The following is a 17371-nucleotide window of genomic DNA, read 5'->3' on the forward strand; positions in this document are numbered from 1 at the left end:
TCACGTGGCACACCTCACGGTTTGCGAGATAGGCGACGCACCGCTCCCAGCTACTCAGAGGCCAACAAACCTCAACCGAGTTTGAAGGGATCTCTCGGCTGGCCGCTGAGCTCCACAAACACCGTCTTGGTTTCCGTGAACTCCCGCATCGCGTCGGGCCCGTTTTCACGTCCCAGCCCGCTTTCGCCAAACCCGCCAAAGGGAGCCATGTAGCTGACGACGCGGTAGGCGTTTATCCATACTGTGCCGGCACGCAACTTGGCTGATACGCGGTGAGCGCGATGCACATTCTTGGTCCAAACTGCGGCTGCCAGACCAAACCGCGTGTCGTTGGCGATCGCGATCGCCTCCTCCTCCGTCTTGAAGCGGATGACGCTGAGGATCGGTCCAAAAACCTCCTCCTGCGCGATACGCATGTCGTTGGTGACATCGGCGAATATGGTTGGCTTCACGAAATAGGAGCCGATATCGGTGACAGCCTCGCCGCCTTCGACCAGTCGCGCGCCCTCTTGCTTTGCCATCTCGATTGAGGACAGAACCTTCCGATACTGCGGCTCATTCGCGATCGGCCCCATCTGGGTTTCAGCGTCCATCGGATCGCCCAGACGAATTGTCCGGGTCTGTTGAATCAGCTTCTCTAGAAAGGAGTCATGGATGCTCTCTTGGAGCAGCAGGCGAGAGCCGGCGGAGCAAGATTGGCCACTGGCGCCGAATATGCCGGCAATCGCACCGTTTACCGCGACATCGAGGTCCGCGTCCTCAAACACAATGTTCGGAGATTTGCCGCCGAGCTCAAGGGAGACCCGCGTCAGATTAGCCGCGGCGCTGGCAGCGATGCGCTTGCCGGTCTCTGTACCGCCCGTGAATGCGATCTTGTCTATGCCCGGGTGGTTGACTAGTGCCGCGCCTACCACGCCACCGCCAGTGACGACGTTGAACACGCCGGGCGGGAAGCCTGCTTCGTCGGCACGCTTGGCAAGTTCAATGGTCGAGATCGGCGTGTATTCGGATGGCTTGACGACAAAGGTGCAGCCGGCTGCGAGCCCGGCTGCGAGTTTCATGATGAGCAGCATTCCGGGCGAGTTCCACGCTGTGATGGCGCCGACAACGCCCACTGGCTCCTGGCGTGTGAACAGGTGGAAGTTCTGGCGATCCGAGGCGAGCACGCTCCCAGCAAGCTTGTCCGCCATACCCGCGAAATAATAGAAGTATTCCGGCAGGTAGCGCCATTGTCCAAGCATCTCGCGATAGAGCTTGCCATTGTCTGCCGTTTCCATGCGCGCGAACGCTTCCGCATCCCGGGCGACGATATCGCCAAGCTTGCGCAGGAGGTGACCGCGCTGGGTCGCGGTTATCATGCTCCAGGGTCCGGTCTCGAAGGCGTCACGGGCCGCCTTCACGGCGGCGTCGACATGCGATGCATCGCCATCTGGCACTCGGGCCCACGCCCGGCCCGTGTAGGGATTGACGGTGTCAACGTATTTGTCATGCATCACATCCGCACCCCCGATGCGCATGCCGTAGCTCTCAATCTTAGCTTCGAAGCCCATAGGTCCTCCTTCGGGCGTCCCAGCGGACGCCACATCAAGCGTTGATATTCAGGTCAGATCAGGCGATAGGCCTTAGCCATATCCTCGTCGCAGACGATCGAGGCGGTCTGCCTCGTGTCGCCGAGCCGCGAGGGCGGTGGGCATGTCGACCGGAGCGAAGCGTATTTTCTGATGGGGTTGCAACTGGCCAATCAGGTCCATGTCGGCCGCGATGACGGTGCCGAGCGTGAAATAGCCGCCGCCTGACACGGCATCACGGTGCAATACGATCGGTTCGGTGCCGGCGGGAACCTGGATTGAGCCGTAAGGATAGCAGGCATCGACAATGTTGGACGGATCGGCGCCAGCGCCGAATGGCTGTTCTCGCGCCTTGAACTCCAATGGTGACCCGCCTCGAAACCGGTAGCCGACGCGATCAGCGTCAGGCGCCACCGCCCATGTGTCATCATAGAAACGCTGTTCGGCAACGGGCGTGAGGCGATGGTTATAGAGTCCGGGAAGCACGCGCAATACCACATCCGCAGGCATGGTGCGCCGCATTTCATCCGCTACTCGCAACCGGCTCCCCGACTGTCGCTTGCGCGCTCCGGCGGGCAAGCGGTCGCCACTTTTGAGAGGCCGCCCGTCCAGGCCGCCGAACTGGCCATGCACATAGGTCGATCGGCTGCCCAGCAGCAGCGGCACTTCAAATCCACCCGAAATGGCAATATATGCCCTGGCGCCTCGCTTGAGAAACCCGAAAGACAAGGTCTGACCCGGTTCGACCTCGAATGCCGCCCATGTGGGCCGGGATTCTCCGTCGACTTTTGGAGGCAAATCGGCTCCCGTAACCGCGATGATCCTATGGTCGGTAAAGGTCAGCTCCGGCCCCGTGAAGACAGCCTCCAACGCTGCGTCGCCTTCATCATTTCCGACCAGAAGATTGGCCGCCCGCAAGGCATGGCGGTCCATGGCGCCAGAGATCGGGATGCCGAGATGATAGTAGCCGGGACGGCCGAGGTCCTGGATGGTGGTGAGAAGGCCAGGCTTGATGACTTCAATGTCCATCGATTGCCTCCAGCATTTGCTGGTTAAACGCCTTGATGTCTCGCTCGAAGTCGTCGAGCGAGAATGAGGCTGGCGTCTGGCGCAGCTGAAAATCTCCGGTCTTCACTTGCTCCGCGAGGTCGTCATACTCATTGCGGCCGATAGGGCGCATTCGCACGATGTCGCCGGGGCGAAACAGGATCATGAACTCCTGTAGATAGCTCGTCGTCTGCGTCGGATCGTAGATCGGCAGCGGTGTAACGCCGAGCATCTGGTAACCGCCGGCACCGCGCACCGGGTAAATCCCGGTGAAGCAGCCGCCCTGGGATACGCATTGTTTCGGCGTGTCCGTGCGCGGGCGCACATATTTCGGGACTTGGAGTTGTTGGTCTTGCTCCACCATCTGGAACATGAACGGGCTGCCGGCACCGAAGCCAACCATCGTGACCATCCAGGGCGAACCCGAATGTCTGGCGACATAGTCGACTGGGCCGGACAGGCCGTTTATGTGTGCCACGTATTCGAGATCGGTCATTTCAGGGTCTTGGCGGCGGTCGCTGAATCTCGCCATGACCTCACGTGTCCAGGGGTCATCGTAAAATACGGGAATTTCGAGAACGCGTGTCCCTAACGCCTGTTCCCGGTTTGACAGCGATGCCTCGATTTTCTTCACCTCTGCCAGAAGGTCTTCGGCCGCGATGAGGTCCGGATCAAAGCGAAGTTGAAATGATGCGTTGGAGGGGCAGATCTCCGTGACACCTTGGATTTGACTGTCGCGGATAGCATTGCAGATTGACAGGGCGGCCAAGAAGGCGCGCAGCGACATTGCTTCGTCCACCTCGACGACCAGATGCTCGTCCCCGCCAAATGAATAACGCGTCATCAAGATCGTCCTAGGATGCCAGCTTAGCCGGTTCTAGTGGCCGGTCTTCCAGCCATCGCTCAAGCCAGCCGGTATGAACGCGCAGCGCGCCGACATCCGGGTCGAGCGCCAGCCGGCGATGCAGTGGTGCCGTGGTCGCGATGCCGCCAACCTCGAGCACAGCGAGTGCCTGACGCAGTTTCTCAAGCGCTTTTGCTCGCGTCTCCCCCCAGACGATGAGTTTTCCGAGCAAAGAGTCGTAATAAGGCGGCACAATGTATCCCGGATAGAGCCCGGTATCGAAACGCACATGCGACATCTCGGGCAACCGGAGTTCCTCGACCTTGCCGGGTGTCGGCCTGAAGTCTGCGTGTGGATCCTCGGCGTTGATGCGGCATTCAATGGCGTGCCCGGACAGCACGATGACGTCTTGCTGGACAGACAGTGGCTCGCCGGCAGCGATCCGGATCATCTCTTTCACGAGATCGATGCCTGTTACCATCTCGGTGACGGGATGCTCCACCTGGATGCGTGTGTTCATCTCGATGAAGAAATACTCGCCCGTCAGCTCGTCATAGAGAAATTCCAGGGTGCCGGCGCCGCGGTAGTTCACGTGTTTGGCAAGACGCGCAGCCGAAGCGCAGAGTTCGGCGCGCACAGACTGCGACAGGCAAGCGGCAGGGGCTTCCTCCCACACCTTTTGGCGTCGACGCTGCAAGGAGCACTCGCGCTCAAAGACATGGACAGCGTCCTTCCCGTCTCCCAGGATCTGGACCTCGATATGACGGGCGCGTTCGATGAAGCGCTCGACATAGAGGCCACCATCGCCAAAGGCCGCAAGCGCTTCAGCGCTGGCCAGAGGCATCATACGCTTGAGCTCCTCGACCGTATTGGCGACCCGTATCCCCCGGCCGCCACCTCCGGCGGCCGCCTTGATCATCAGGGGCAGGCCAAGCTTGGCAGCTAGATCGGCGGCGTCCGCGGCGTCAACGCGCCCCTCGCTTCCTGGGACGGTCCGGATGCCCGCCGCTGCCGCCGAAGCCCGGGCGGCAGCCTTGTCGCCCATAGCGCGGATCGTATCGGCCCGCGGCCCGATGAATGTCAGCCCTGCCGCCTCGACCGCGTCGACGAAGTCCGCATTCTCCGACAGAAATCCGTAGCCGGGATGGATAGCGTCGGCGCCGACGGCGCGCGCCGCATCGATGATCGCATCTATCTTGAGGTAGGATTTGGAGGCTTGGGCAGGCCCGACCTCGATCTTTTCATCTGCTAACCGCGCCGCAAGCATCTCATGATCGGCCTTGCTAACCACCTGAGCTGTCGCGATCCCCATCTCACGCGCTGCACGGATGATACGAACCGCGATTTCGCCGCGGTTGGCAACGAGTATTTTCGAGATTCCCATGGCCGGCTACGTCTCCAGTTCATAGAGCGGCTGGCCAGGCATGACCGCGTCCTCATCATCGACGAGGTAACGGACAAAGTGCCCCGACTCTTCAGCCTCGATCTGCGTGAACGTCTTCATGACCTCGATCAGCCCCACCACATCGCCTTTGCTGACGGCATCGCCTTCAGATTTGAAGGGCGGCTTGTCCGGCGACTCGCTCCGGTAGAAGACACCCGGGATCGGCGCTGGCACCGTCGTCAATGTCATTTCGGTTTCTCCACTCAGATCCTTGCCAGGCTGCCGAGGCTTCGTCCGCAATCCGTTATCGCCTTCCGGGCGGCGTTGATGACCGCCAGCACGTTGGGCCCGTCACTGTGAACGCATACGCTGTCGACGTCCATCGGCAGAACCTTGCCCGAGCGTATTGTGAGTGTCTTGTGGGTGATGATCTCGGCGACGCGCCGGTAGACCAGGTCGGCATCGACCGGTTTCTTGTGCCTCTCGACAATGACAGAGCCGTCGTCTTCATATTCGAGGTCGGGATAGGCCTCCGGCCAAACCGGAACGCCGCGCGCGACCGCGGTGCTGGAAAAGATTTCCTTCCCGGTGGGGCCGGCCAGGATGATGGGAAGCCCGGGTGCAACGGCGGCGATGGCATCCACGGCCGCTTCAGCAAGTGCCCGGTCACGCAGAACGTAGAACATGGCGCCATGGGGTTTTACGTGGCTCATCGCTACTCCGGCCTCGGTGAGGAAGCCCTGCAGCGCCCCGATCTGGTAGACGAGATAGGCATGGAGGTCATTCGGGCTGATGGCCATCGGGCGCCGCCCGAAACCCAGCAAATCGGGAAGCCCTGGATGCGCACCAACGGCGACGTTGAACTCGCGCGCCAGATTGACGGTATTGCGCATGATGACCGGATCGCCGGCGTGAAAGCCGCAAGCAAGATTGGCGGTGCTGATGAGAGGCATTATGCCGTTGTCGTCGGCCAGACGCCAATTGCCGAACCCTTCTCCAAGGTCGCAATTGATATCGAATTTTCCACCGCTCATCCACGGCCCTCCCTTCCGCTGTAGGCAATTGGCACGTTCGGTCCACGTGCATCCGGGGCCATTGCACGCCCCGTGGAATTCCCGAACGCCCCGTGTTTCCTGGCCACGCCGTGGTGGCTCAGGAATCCATAGCCAATATGGAAAGGATGCGATAATATTTAATAATGATGATGTTCCATCTGTTTTTTTTATAATCCTAGGGTGCTGTCATGACCTTTTCGCTGAAGCAGGTCCGATATTTCATTGCCGCCGCGGAGACCGGTCAGGTCAGTCGGGCGGCTATCCAGTTGAACGTTTCACAGTCGGCGGTGACGACCGCGATCCGCCAACTGGAGGATCTCATCGGGATAACGCTCCTCAACCGCACTTCCCTTGGCGTGACGCTCACGCGTGATGGCGAGCAGTTTTTGCGACGGGGACGGGACATAATTGCAACCGTCGAGCAGGCACTGCACCTTCAACGGGATGGTGAGCGGGAAGTAGCGGGTGAGGTGAGGCTCGGTACCACGACAATCGTTACAGGTTATTTCCTGGCTCCCCTGCTGGCGCGCTTCCACTATGTCTACCCGGACGTCAGGTTGATTCTTGAGGAACTTTCAAGACAGGCTGCTGAAAAGGCCGTCCTAGATGGCCGCTTCGACCTTGCGCTCACGATGACCCAGGATGCGCAGCAGGATGGCGGGCTGAACTATAAGTTGCTGCACAGATCATCCCGCAGGCTCTGGCTCTCCGCAAACCATGCATTGCTCGCCAAGGAGTCGGTAACCCTCGGAGAGGTAGCGCAGGAGCCCTACATCGCTCTGACCGTCGACGACGCCTGGGACAATGCCCTTCGCTATTGGGAAACGGAGCCTGTGAAGCCAAAAGTCGTCTACAGGACTGATTCAGTCGAGGCGATCCGGACGATGGTTGCCTCGGGTCTCGGGGTGTCAATCCTGTCCGACATCATCTATCGCCGTTGGTCATTGGATGGCCAGCGGGTGGAAACCCGTGACCTGCAGAACAATGTGCCTACGCTCGATGTATCGATCGTCACGGCGACACAACGCAAACTCAGCCCGGCGGCAAAGACGTTCACAACGTTCATTCAGCGAATAGTCAGCAGCCCGCAGCTGCCGCAGTGATGGATTGACGGCTCGGAAACTGAGGAGAGAGAGGGTCCGGCCCTGGTTTGAGTGGTTCATTATAAAAAGATCAGATAGTGCTCCCTCACTATTTTGAATTTTACATTGCTCACCAATTTCAGCAGCATCTGACCAGCGCAAGGGATGGAGCTGCGTCGGTGAGCGTTTTCAAATCAGATCCTCTGTCGGGAAGCTGCTATGTGGGCATAGCGGGCTACCGACAGCGTCATCGTGATGCTGATCGGGGAATTGGCGATCTTCCTGCCGGACGTGGCGTGGCTTGGTGTTCTGTTCGGGCCCGACAAGGCGCTGGCCGGCGGGCTCTATCCGTCCATTCTCGCGGAAGTGCTCAAAGTCTTACGCGCCTGTGCCGCGATCCGACTTTTCAGAGCTCAGCCGGCCGGGAGCAAAGCTGACGTTTGATCCGGCCGGTTACGCACTGGCCCTATGACACGGTAAAAAAGGGGAAGGCAATGCTGCAGGCCGCGCCGAATTCCATAGAGTCGCGGGACATGCTCTCGCTGATTCATCCGCAAACTAACCTCGCGGCTCATCTGGAGAGGGGGCCAGAAGTTATAACGCGTGGGGAGGGCGTGTTTGTTTTCGACAATAACGGCCGTCGCTACCTTGAATGTGCGGCCGGCCTGTGGTGCGCAACGCTCGGCTTTGCCAGCGAGCGCCTGGCAAAGGCGGCCTACGAGCAACTCCGCACGCTGGGCTATTATCACAACTACTGGCATTACGCTCACGAGAAGAGCATCGAACTCGCCGAGAAGCTCCTGAAAATCGCGCCGGTCCCAATGTCGCGCGTTCTCTTTCAGAACAGCGGTTCGGAAGCCAATGACACCGCCATCAAGCTTGCTTGGTATCATTGGAATGCGCGAGGGCGTCCCGAGCGGCGCAAGATCATTGGCCGCGACCTTGGCTATCACGGTACCACGATTGCCGCGATCAGCGCCTCCGGCAAGCCAGACATGCAGCTCCCGTTCAACTTGCCGCTTGACCGGTTCATCCATACGCTGACCAATCACTACTACAAGTTCCATGACGCGGGGGAGACCGAGGAGGCCTATTCCGCACGGCTGGCCCAGGCGCTCGAGCAGTTGATCCTTGCCGAAGGACCCGAGACCATCGCGGCCTTCATCGCTGAGCCACTCATCGGCGCCGGCGGGGCAATTCCGCCCTCGCGTGGATACTTCGAGAAGATCCAGGCTGTGCTGGAGAAGTATGAGATTCTCTTCATCGCCGATGAAGTGATATGCGGCTTTGGGCGCACTGGCTACATGTGGGGCAGCGAGGCCTACGGCCTTAAGCCGGACTTGATCGCGTGCGCCAAAGGCTTGTCGGCCGGCATGCTTCCGATTGCAGCGGTGCTGGTCGGGCCGCGGGTCTATGAGACGATGCTGGAGCAAAGCCGCCAGCATGGCAACTTCGCTCACGGTTCAACTTACTCGGGTCACCCGGTCGCGACTGCGGTCGCGCTTGAGGTGCTGGAAATCTATCGAGAGATCGACGTCCTGAGCCGGGTGAAGTCCGCTGGCGCCTATATGCTTGGGCAACTCGAGGAACTGCGTGGGCATCCCTTGGTCGGCGACATCAGCGGCATCGGTCTCGTCGCCGGCATCGATCTGGTCAAGGACAAGGCTTCGAGGACGTTCTTCGAGCCTGCGGGAGGCGTCGGCGCCCTCGTTATGCGCGCGGCGCGCGAGCGCGGACTGCTGATCAGGGTCATCGGTGACCGCATTACACTGTCGCCGCCGCTGATCATCACCGAGTCGGAGATCGATATTATCGTCGATGAACTGAAAATTGCGCTCGACCAAGTCTCGGCGGCCTTGTCGAACGGAAAGTAACGAAGTGCCTCGCGGTGCGTTTTCGTGAGGGCATTGGGGAACGAAGAATGACCCGTCACAGGCGGGATCACTGGAGCGCATCGGGCGGAATTTGCTCCAATCTGAAGCGTCGCTCCTAGATGGTTGGCGGCGCTCGGCATGAGGTTCAGGCCACCGCTCGGCAGTGCGTGAAATCAAGCATGCATACTTCACAATGGGAGACGGAAATGAAAGCATTACTTCAGCTCGCGCTTGCCGCATCAATCGGCATCGCCTGCGCGCTTCCGGCAATCGCCGCTGAACGAGGCCCCGTGCCGGAAGGCCAGAAGGCGGCGTATGAACGTGTCGACCCTCAATTGCCGATAGGGCCGAGTCCCTTGGTGAACTTCAAGCCCAGGAAGGGGCCACCTTGGAGGATTGGCTACGCCAGCAACTATGCCGGCAATGGTTGGCGCGCGGCCATCATGGATGAGTTCACCAACAAGCTTTTGCCGAAATACAAGGCAGCCGGTCTCGTCTCCGACTTCGTGGTGACGCAGTCGGAGCTCAAGGACACGGTGCAGATCCAGCAAATGCGCCAGATGGTCGATGACGGGGTCGACGCAATCATCATCTGCTGTTCAAACGTCACGGCCCTCAACCAGACGATCGAATACGCGCATGACAAGGGCGTCCCGGTGATTTCCTTTTCGGGTTATGTGACATCACCCCTGGCCATCAACGCCACCGAAAACGCTGTGCAGAACGGCTATATCGCCGGCGAATGGCTAGCCAAGGAAATGGGGGGCAAGGGCAATATCCTCTTGGTGTCGGGCATTCCCGGTATGGCCACATCCGACAGCTTTGACCTTGGTGCCAAGGAAGCCCTCGCCGACCATCCCGACGTCAAGATTGTCGGCAATGTCGCAGGCAACTGGACCGATCAGGTCGCGCAGGTCGAGGTGCAGAAGTTCTTGGCCACAAACCCCCAGCAGATCGACGGCATCCTGGCCCAGTCGTCGAATGAGAATGGCGTGCTCAACGCGGTTCGCCAGTCCGGCCGTGAAATGATGCCGATCGTGCTTGGCGGCGAGGCCTCGGCCGCATGCTTCTGGCGCAATACCCCCAATTTTGTCAGCAAGAGCTTCCACTTCTGGCCGCCTCGTGCCGACGCCAGGCTGGCTTGGGACGTCACCTTGCGTATTCTTGAAGGGCAGGGTCCGAAGAACCAGTCGATCTTGCGCCAGGCTCTGCCCTACACGATTGAGGACGTCAATGCGGCTCTTCCGAAGGACTGCAACCCGAACTCAACCGACTGGATCGAACCCAAGGGTGACGATTGGGCAAACTCTGCCGTGCTGGACGCCTTCTTCGAGAGACCGCATGATCCCCTCAGTTGGAAGCCTTGACCGCGGGCGGACAACTCGCACTCTGGCGGAGCCCAATCTCCGCCGGAGTGCTCGACCAGTGAAGGGGCTCCAAAGTGGACAATGGGAAAAACTTCATCGAGCTGAACAACATCGTTAGGGCGTTCGGCGAAACCAAAGCCCTGCGTGGCTGCAGCTTTTCTGCCCGTGGTGGGGAAGTGCATGCGATCGTCGGTGAAAACGGCAGTGGGAAAAGTACGCTCGCCAAGATCATCTCAGGCGTGGTGCGAGAAGACTCTGGCAGCGTCCGGGTACTCGGCGGCCGTCCGCGTAACCCCATCGAGGCTCAAGCGCTAGGCGTGGCCACGATCTTCCAGGAAGTCCTGCTGGCCGACGAAGCAAGCGTGGCGGACAACCTGTTTGTCGGCGCAGATGGGCTCCTCGCCAAAAGAGTCTCCGCACGGGAGAAGCAGTCCCGCGCGCGGGAAATGATGCGCCGCTTCACGGGGCGCGACATTCCGCCATGGACACGCGTCGGGATTTTACCGCTCAGCGTCAAGCAATGGATCGTTATCGGCAGGGCGCTGTTGCGCGAGCCAAGGGTGTTGATCCTGGATGAGTCTTCCGCTGCATTGGATCTTGAGGCGACTGAGCGCCTCCATCACGAAATCAGTCGATTGCGTGAAGTCGGAGCCTGCGTAGTCCTGGTGACACATCGTATTGCGGAACTGGTGCGCATCGCCGACAGGGCAACGATCCTCCGTGACGGAGTTGCGGTCGGAACGCTCGATAAGTCTGCGCTGACCGAGCAGAATCTGCTGGCCTTGATGACGCCGCAGGATCGTCAGATCGCCTCGCTTGATCGGCGCCAATCCTCGGTGATTAAGCCACCGCTGATGACCATGTCCAGTGTGCAGTTGACCGAAAAGGCGCAGGCTTTTGATTTCCAGATCGGCCCGGGGCAGATTGTCGGAGTGACCGGACTCGACGGTCAGGGTCACGAGCTGTTTGCCGCAGCGGCAGCAGGTATCTCCAAGCCCGAAACTGGTGCGCCGCTGATGCACCTGGCAGGCGGCGCGATTCGGGCTTTGCGCAATGCGGCCGATGCTGACGCCTTCGGCGTTGCCTATGTATCAGGCGACAGGAAACGCGACGGCATTTTTCCCAACCTCAGCATTTTTGAGAATCTGGCTATAAGTCTTTATCGCCAGAACACGGGCCTGCTTGGATTGATCAGGCGAAAAGCTCTGGAACAGGCTTTTGCAAGCGAGGTGCGCAGGCTTTCCATCAAGACTGGCCATTCCTCCAACAAGATTACGTCGCTCAGCGGTGGCAACCAGCAAAAAGTGCTGATCGGCCGGGCATTCGCGCGGGATCCGCAATTGATCGTGCTTAATGATCCGGCCCGTGGCGTGGATCTTGGCACCAAACGGGACCTTTACCGTGAACTGCGGAACTACGCCGACGCCGGCGGTGCGGTGATCTACCTCTCCAGCGAGATCGAGGAGTTTCTGGGCTTCGCTGATCGGGTCGATGTGTTCGTCAACGGCAGCCTGTTCCGATCCCTTGAAGGCGACAACATCGCCGAGGCTCCGATCCTGAGTGCCATGTTCGGCCACGGCAATCATACCGGACTCCAAGCAGTGACCGAAGGAAAGGTTCAATGACCTCAGCAGCACATCCCTCCGGCCGGGTGTCCCGCGACAGCCACCTTATCGTTCCGGCGGCTTTGTTCATGATCCTTGTCTTGTCCTGCATTGTCCGTAGCCCGGCTCTTTTTACCGGCACTGGAATCGCAGGGGCCGTGTTGGTGGCAGCGCCGCTCGTTCTTGCGACCATGGCTCTCACGCCGATCGTGATGGCCGGGCGCGGTGCCGTCGATCTAGCTGTGGGGCCGCTTCTTGGCTTAATCAACGTAACGCTGATCCAGTGGCTGGTCGGCAACGGGATCGTGGGCCCCGTCGAGTTCTTCGCCTGGGCGATTGGCATTGGTGTCGTCTATCAACTCTTCCAAGCCTTCGTAATCGTCTTTGTGCGCGTCGCCCCAATCATTGTCACCCTAAGCAGCTATCTCTTTCTCAGTGGGGTCAACTTGATGGTCATGCCGCGGGCAGGAGGAGTGGCACCTGATTGGTTGGCGAAATGGGGCGCTGGCGTCGACCCATTTTCGCCGATCCTTGCCGTTGTTGTTGTGGCGCTTGCTTTGTGGGGTCTTCTTACGCGCACAGCGTTCCATACGCATTTGCGCATGACCGGCTTGGACGAGCGTACCGCGTATACGGCTGGCGTGCGCATCGAAGCCGTGCGCTTCGCGGCCCATGTCGTTGGCGGCGTCTTCGTCGGGCTAGCCGCGATCTGCCACACCGCACTAATCTCTTCCGGGGATCCGATCCAGGCAGGCACTTATACACTTCAGGCGATCACAGCATTAGTGCTTGGCGGTGCCAGCATGGCGGGGGGACGGGGCGGAGCGGTCGGTGCACTCTTGGGTGCGCTCAACATGTTCATGATTTCCCGACTGCTGGCGACGTTCAATTTTGGTATGTACTCAGGCTACGCCACGCAAATGTCTTTTGGCCTCATCCTCATTGCGTCGCTCTTGATCAACGTGCTCGTGAATAGCGCCAACGCGCCAAGGACGAGGTAGCAGATGACCGTGACACAGCTATCCGTGGACGGAGCGAGGGGCGAGTTGGGCTCTTCTGGAATATCGCACATGATCCGAATCAATCGTGCCTTGGCCATCGGCGTCTGCCTTCTTCTCATGCTTGCTATTGCGGGGTCATTCCTCGTGCCAGGGTTTGCCTCGGTCCAGAATGCGCGCTCCATCCTGCTGCTTGCCGCGTTTCTGGGATTGGCATCGCTGGGGCAGACTATGGTTGCCCTGCTTGGGGGGCTGGATCTCTCGATCCCCTATGTCATCGGCGCGGCCAACATCCTTTTGCCTGCGATGATCAATGCGGGATTGCCGGCCCCCATCGCCATCACCATGATCCTGCTGCTTGGGCTGATGGCTGGCGCAATCAACGGCGCGCTCAGTTTCCGCCTTCAAGGCCAGGCCCTCATTATGTCGCTTGGAGTCGGCTTCACGATCGTTGGTGCGACACAGATCTACACCGCGCTCGGCTCTGCCACCGGGGGCAATGTTTTTGCACCGATACCTAGCTGGCTGACGAATTTCGCGGCCTTCAACGGCCGTACATTTGGCTTGCCCATACCGCCGGTCGTCGTAATCTGGTTCCTGGTGATCGTCGCCATGACTTTTGTGGTGAAAAGAACATGGTTCGGCCGCAGCCTCTATGCTCTGGGAGGCAGCCGGAATGCCGCAGCCAGGCTCATGATAAACGAATTTAGACTGTGGGTGGCTGTGCACGCGATCAGCGGCATCATGTCAGCAATGACCGGCGTGCTTCTGCTCGGCTTTTCGGGTGGTGGCTATGTAGCTGTGGGCGACCCCTATCTTTTCACAACAGTTGCGGCGGTGGTGATTGGCGGAACGTCATTGCTCGGCGGCGCCGGTGGTTATGGCGCGACCGTGATCGGCGCACTTGTCCTGACAGTCCTAACGTCCTTGCTGGTTGGTGTTGGACTGTCGATCCCAGCGCAGCAGGCGATCGTGGGATTGCTGCTCATCCCGATGGTCGCTCTGTATGCCCGGATGCCGCACATTCGCTCCCAGGTCTGATGGGTGCAAACGATGAATGCTTTGCCAGCTCGATGCGGCCGCACCGCCTTTATCTGTCGGGTGGCGTGGCGTTCTGTTGAGGGCTGCATTAGCTACCGGCAATCCAGCCCGATGTCGAGGATCGGTGCGCTGTGCGTGATCCATCCGACCGAAATCAGGTCGACCCCGGTCGAGGCGATTGCAGGTGCAGTCTGCGCGGTTATCCGGCCAGATGCTTCGGTGATGGCGCGGCCACCCACCACCGCGACTGCGTGAGTCAGTTGCTCAACGGACATGTTGTCCAGCAGCACCGCGTCGACTCCCGCCGCCAGTGCGACATCGAGTTGCTCAAGTGTGTCGACCTCGACTTCGATCTTCACCATGTGACCTGCAGCTGTCCGCGCCCGCTCGATGGCCGTGCGGATATCGCCAGCGATTGCAATATGGTTGTCCTTGATAAGCATGGCGTCGTCGAGACCGAAGCGGTGATTGACCCCGCCGCCCGCGCGGACGGCATATTTTTCCAGAGCGCGCAGGCCGGGCGTCGTCTTTCGCGTACAGACGATTTTGGCCTTGTGCCCGCGCACCCCTTCGACGATCGCCGCGGTTCGCGTGGCGATGCCGCTAAGATGGCAAAGGAAGTTGAGCGCGGTGCGTTCGGCCATGAGGAGCGCGCGGGCAGGTCCGCGCACCGTGGCCAAGACATTTCCGGCCGAGATGGCAGCGCCCTCCGGGTGGACTACGGTGACCTCGGCGCGTGGGTCGATCAGTTCGAAGGCGAGAGCGGCGACATCGAGTCCGGCGATCACGCCGGGCTGTCGTGCAGCGAGCGCCATCGTCGCGGTCGCATCCGCTGGAACGATCGCGTCGGTGGTTAGATCGCCAGCGCGGCCCAGATCCTCGAGCAGGGCGGCGCGCACCAGGGGCTCGACCATCACACGCGGCAGCGGTGTCAGATTCATGGTGAAGCCCTCCTGTCGAGCAGCGCTATAGGATCGGACACCGTGTCGGAAAGGATTGCTGCCGCTTCGAGCGTCTGGTCGAGCGTCAACCGCAGCGATCGTGGCCGTGCATCGCGCTGCGGGAAATCGGTCCGGAAGTGCGAACCCCGGCTTTCTTCCCGGCGAAGGGCTGCGATCATGATCATCAGGGCGACCAGCGCGGGATCTGAGGCGGCATCATGACCGGAGGCAATTGGCGCTAGTATCTCCGCCGCTTCGCGCAGCGTCTGGCCGTCGCGCTCGATGCCGAGAGCGCGCGACGCGATTGGGCGGATGCGCGAAGCATCGGGCCGCGGCGGCACGATCATCGGCTTCAGCCGTTTGTGAGCGCCAGGCGACGCAGCGGCAACGCTCGCCGCTACCCATGTGGCCGATGTCACGGCCTCAATGAGTGAGTTGCTGGCAAGCCGGTTGGCCCCGTGCAGTCCAGTCCGTGCGACCTCGCCACAGGCCCACAACCCGCGAACCGAACTGCGGCCGTCGGCATCCACGGCCACGCCGCCCATGTGATAGTGAGCCGCGGGACGCACCGGGATCGGCTCCTTGGCGGGATCAATGCCGGCCTCCCGGCAGAGCTGTGCAATCGCCGGGAAGCGCGCGGCGAATCTCGGCCCGAGACACTGCCGCGCGTCGAGGAACACGCTATACCCGGCGCGAAGCTCGCGCCACAGGCCCCGTGCCACGACATCGCGCGGCGCGAGTTCCCCGCCCGGTGTATCGGCGAGAAAGCGCCGGCCGCGCTCGTCTACCAGGATCGCGCCTTCTCCACGCACCGCTTCGCTCACCAACGGCATCGGGCGACGGAAGCGATCGAGCGCCGTCGGGTGGAACTGCACGAATTCCAGATCGGCGAGCTCCGCGCCGGCACGCGCGGCAAGCGCCAGGCCCTGCCCGAACGAGCCGAGCGGGTTGGTCGTGTGATCGAACAACCCGCCAATGCCGCCGGTCGCGAGCACCACGCGGTTCGTCGAGAGCGTCATCGCGTCGCCGTTTCCGACGGCAAGCCCGCCGGCGATTTCGCCGTCCTCGACAAACAGGCGTCGCACGTCGACGCCTTCAAGGACGGCGATCGAAGGCGTCCGTCGCACGGCGGCGGCAAGCGCCCGGACCAGTTCACGGCCGGTGGCGTCGCCGCCGGCGTGCACGATCCGCCGGCGCGAATGCGCGGCTTCGAGCCCGAGCAGAAGCCGGCCGTCGGACGCATGATCGAACCCGACGCCCAGCCGCTCGAGACGCCTGATAGCTTCCGGTGCCGCTTCGACTACGCGCCTCGCCGCGAACTCGTCGCAAAGCCCGTCGCCGGCCCCAAGCGTGTCGGCAAGATGCAGGCCCGGGCAGTCATCGCTGCCGAGGCTCGCTGCAATCCCGCCCTGGGCGAGCGTGCTGGAGGTTTCATCTCCCAGTGAGGCCCTGGAGATGAGGACGACCGGTTCCGGCGCGAGATGCAGCGCCGTCATCAGTCCAGCAATGCCGCCGCCGATGATGACGGGGCGGCTGCAGAGGTCGCGCATGGTCATATGGCGAGCATCCGCTCCACCGCCCGGCTCGCCCGCTCGGCGATGTCCGGATCGATGGTTACGATGTGGCGGTTCTCCTCGAGTGCCGTGCGGATGTTGGCGAGCGTGATGCGCTTCATGTGCGGGCAGAGATTGCAGGGGCGCACGAAATCAACGTCAGGATGTTTGACGGCGACGTTGTCGCTCATCGAGCATTCGGTCATCAGCACGACGCGCGCCGGCCTGTGGCGCCCGACATAGTCGGACATCGCCGCCGTCGAGCCGGCGAAATCCGCCTCCGCGACGACCTCCGGCGGGCACTCGGGATGGGCGAGCACCCTGACGCCAGGATATGCTTCGCGCAGCTCGCGTATATCGGCGGGCGTGAAGCGCTCATGGACTTCGCAATGCGCCTTCCAGGCGATGATCTCGACCTTTGTCTGCGCCGCGATGTTTTTAGCTAGATATTCGTCGGGCAGCATGATCACCCGTGGCGCGCCAAGGGATTCCACTATCGCAAAGGCATTGCCCGAGGTGCAGCAGATGTCGGACTCGGCCTTAACGGCAGCGGAGGTGTTGACGTATGTCACGACCGGCACGCCGGGATAGCGTTGCCGCATCAGGCGCACGTCGGAAGCGGTGATAGAGTCGGCTAGCGAGCAGCCGGCGCCGAGATCCGGAATGAGCACGGTCTTGCTGGGATTGAGGAGCTTGGCCGTCTCGGCCATGAAATGCACGCCGGCGAGCACGATGATGTCCGCGTCGACCGCCATTGCCTTGCGAGCAAGCGCTAGGCTGTCGCCGACGATATCGGCAACGCAATGGAAGATCTCCGGCGTCTGGTAGTTGTGCGCCAGGATGACCGCGTTGCGTTTTCGCTTCAACGCGAGAATGGCTTCGATGTCATCGGTGAAGGCCGGCCATTCGATCGGCGGGATCACCCGGCGCACACGATCGTAGAGGGAGGCGGTGGTCGAAAGCGAAACCGGCACTGGTCCTCCAAATTATTCTCAATATGAGTATAATTACGA

Annotated in this window: 16 protein-coding genes; 7 read left to right on the forward strand and 9 right to left on the reverse strand. The window is 61.0% G+C overall.

What is annotated here, in order from left to right; translation table 11 throughout:
- Positions 1-71: 71 nt before the first annotated feature.
- The 6 genes from QAZ47_RS14005 to QAZ47_RS14030 all read right to left on the reverse strand — a co-directional run bounded on the left by QAZ47_RS14005 (position 72) and on the right by QAZ47_RS14030 (position 5877).
- Positions 72-1517, reverse strand: coding sequence for an aldehyde dehydrogenase (locus QAZ47_RS14005; RefSeq protein WP_278207838.1), 1446 nt, complete (start codon positions 1515-1517; stop codon positions 72-74).
- A 105-nt stretch (positions 1518-1622) separates the two neighbouring features.
- Positions 1623-2597: a biotin-dependent carboxyltransferase family protein gene (locus tag QAZ47_RS14010; RefSeq protein ID WP_278207341.1), complete on the reverse strand. Its 975-nt coding sequence runs from the start codon at positions 2595-2597 to the stop codon at positions 1623-1625.
- Positions 2587-3462 (reverse strand): carboxyltransferase domain-containing protein, encoded by an 876-nt coding sequence (locus QAZ47_RS14015; protein ID WP_278207342.1) that lies wholly within the window; start codon positions 3460-3462, stop codon positions 2587-2589. The genes QAZ47_RS14010 and QAZ47_RS14015 overlap by 11 nt, the downstream gene beginning before the upstream one ends.
- Positions 3463-3469: 7 nt before the next feature.
- Complete coding sequence (locus tag QAZ47_RS14020; RefSeq protein WP_278207343.1) at positions 3470-4843, reverse strand: acetyl-CoA carboxylase biotin carboxylase subunit; 1374 nt, start codon at positions 4841-4843, stop codon at positions 3470-3472.
- 6 nt (positions 4844-4849) lie between these two features.
- On the reverse strand, positions 4850-5092 hold the full coding sequence (locus tag QAZ47_RS14025) for an acetyl-CoA carboxylase (protein ID WP_278207344.1): 243 nt from the start codon (positions 5090-5092) through the stop codon (positions 4850-4852).
- Positions 5093-5106: 14 nt separating this feature from the next.
- Positions 5107-5877 carry a 5-oxoprolinase subunit PxpA gene (locus QAZ47_RS14030; RefSeq protein WP_278207345.1) on the reverse strand — a complete coding sequence of 257 codons (771 nt, stop codon included), beginning with the start codon at positions 5875-5877 and terminating at the stop codon, positions 5107-5109.
- A 209-nt stretch (positions 5878-6086) separates the two neighbouring features.
- Between QAZ47_RS14030 and QAZ47_RS14035 the strand changes: the two genes are divergently transcribed.
- The 7 genes from QAZ47_RS14035 (at position 6087) to QAZ47_RS14065 (ending at position 13864) form a co-directional block, all read left to right on the forward strand.
- Positions 6087-7001 carry a LysR family transcriptional regulator gene (locus tag QAZ47_RS14035; protein ID WP_278207346.1) on the forward strand — a complete coding sequence of 305 codons (915 nt, stop codon included), beginning with the start codon at positions 6087-6089 and terminating at the stop codon, positions 6999-7001.
- Between the two features lie 231 nt (positions 7002-7232).
- Entirely contained in the window at positions 7233-7424 is a 192-nt protein-coding gene (locus QAZ47_RS14040) for a hypothetical protein (protein WP_278207347.1), read from the forward strand.
- A gap of 50 nt (positions 7425-7474) precedes the next feature.
- Positions 7475-8854, forward strand: a complete 1380-nt coding sequence (locus tag QAZ47_RS14045; protein ID WP_347566942.1) for an aminotransferase — start codon at positions 7475-7477, stop codon at positions 8852-8854.
- A gap of 206 nt (positions 8855-9060) precedes the next feature.
- Positions 9061-10221, forward strand: a complete 1161-nt coding sequence (locus QAZ47_RS14050) for an ABC transporter substrate-binding protein (protein WP_278207840.1) — start codon at positions 9061-9063, stop codon at positions 10219-10221.
- Positions 10222-10295: 74 nt separating this feature from the next.
- On the forward strand, positions 10296-11846 hold the full coding sequence (locus tag QAZ47_RS14055) for a sugar ABC transporter ATP-binding protein (protein WP_278207348.1): 1551 nt from the start codon (positions 10296-10298) through the stop codon (positions 11844-11846).
- The gene (locus QAZ47_RS14060; RefSeq protein WP_278207349.1) at positions 11843-12826 is read left to right on the forward strand and encodes an ABC transporter permease; all 984 of its coding nucleotides are present in this window, start codon (positions 11843-11845) and stop codon (positions 12824-12826) included. Before QAZ47_RS14055 ends, QAZ47_RS14060 begins: the two co-directional genes overlap by 4 nt.
- A gap of 69 nt (positions 12827-12895) precedes the next feature.
- The gene (locus tag QAZ47_RS14065) at positions 12896-13864 is read left to right on the forward strand and encodes an ABC transporter permease (protein ID WP_278207350.1); all 969 of its coding nucleotides are present in this window, start codon (positions 12896-12898) and stop codon (positions 13862-13864) included.
- Between the two features lie 92 nt (positions 13865-13956).
- Here the strand turns inward: QAZ47_RS14065 and nadC are convergent, their stop codons facing one another.
- The 3 genes from nadC to nadA are packed head-to-tail and all read right to left on the reverse strand — an operon-like array spanning position 13957 to position 17332.
- On the reverse strand, positions 13957-14805 hold the full coding sequence (nadC, locus tag QAZ47_RS14070; protein WP_278207351.1) for a carboxylating nicotinate-nucleotide diphosphorylase: 849 nt from the start codon (positions 14803-14805) through the stop codon (positions 13957-13959).
- The gene (locus QAZ47_RS14075) at positions 14802-16361 is read right to left on the reverse strand and encodes an L-aspartate oxidase (protein ID WP_278207352.1); all 1560 of its coding nucleotides are present in this window, start codon (positions 16359-16361) and stop codon (positions 14802-14804) included. The genes nadC and QAZ47_RS14075 overlap by 4 nt, the downstream gene beginning before the upstream one ends.
- The gene (gene nadA, locus QAZ47_RS14080; protein WP_278207353.1) at positions 16358-17332 is read right to left on the reverse strand and encodes a quinolinate synthase NadA; all 975 of its coding nucleotides are present in this window, start codon (positions 17330-17332) and stop codon (positions 16358-16360) included. Before nadA ends, QAZ47_RS14075 begins: the two co-directional genes overlap by 4 nt.
- Positions 17333-17371: the final 39 nt, after the last annotated feature.

It is taken from the genome of Mesorhizobium sp. WSM4904 (genome assembly GCF_029674545.1).
Classification (GTDB): domain Bacteria; phylum Pseudomonadota; class Alphaproteobacteria; order Rhizobiales; family Rhizobiaceae; genus Mesorhizobium.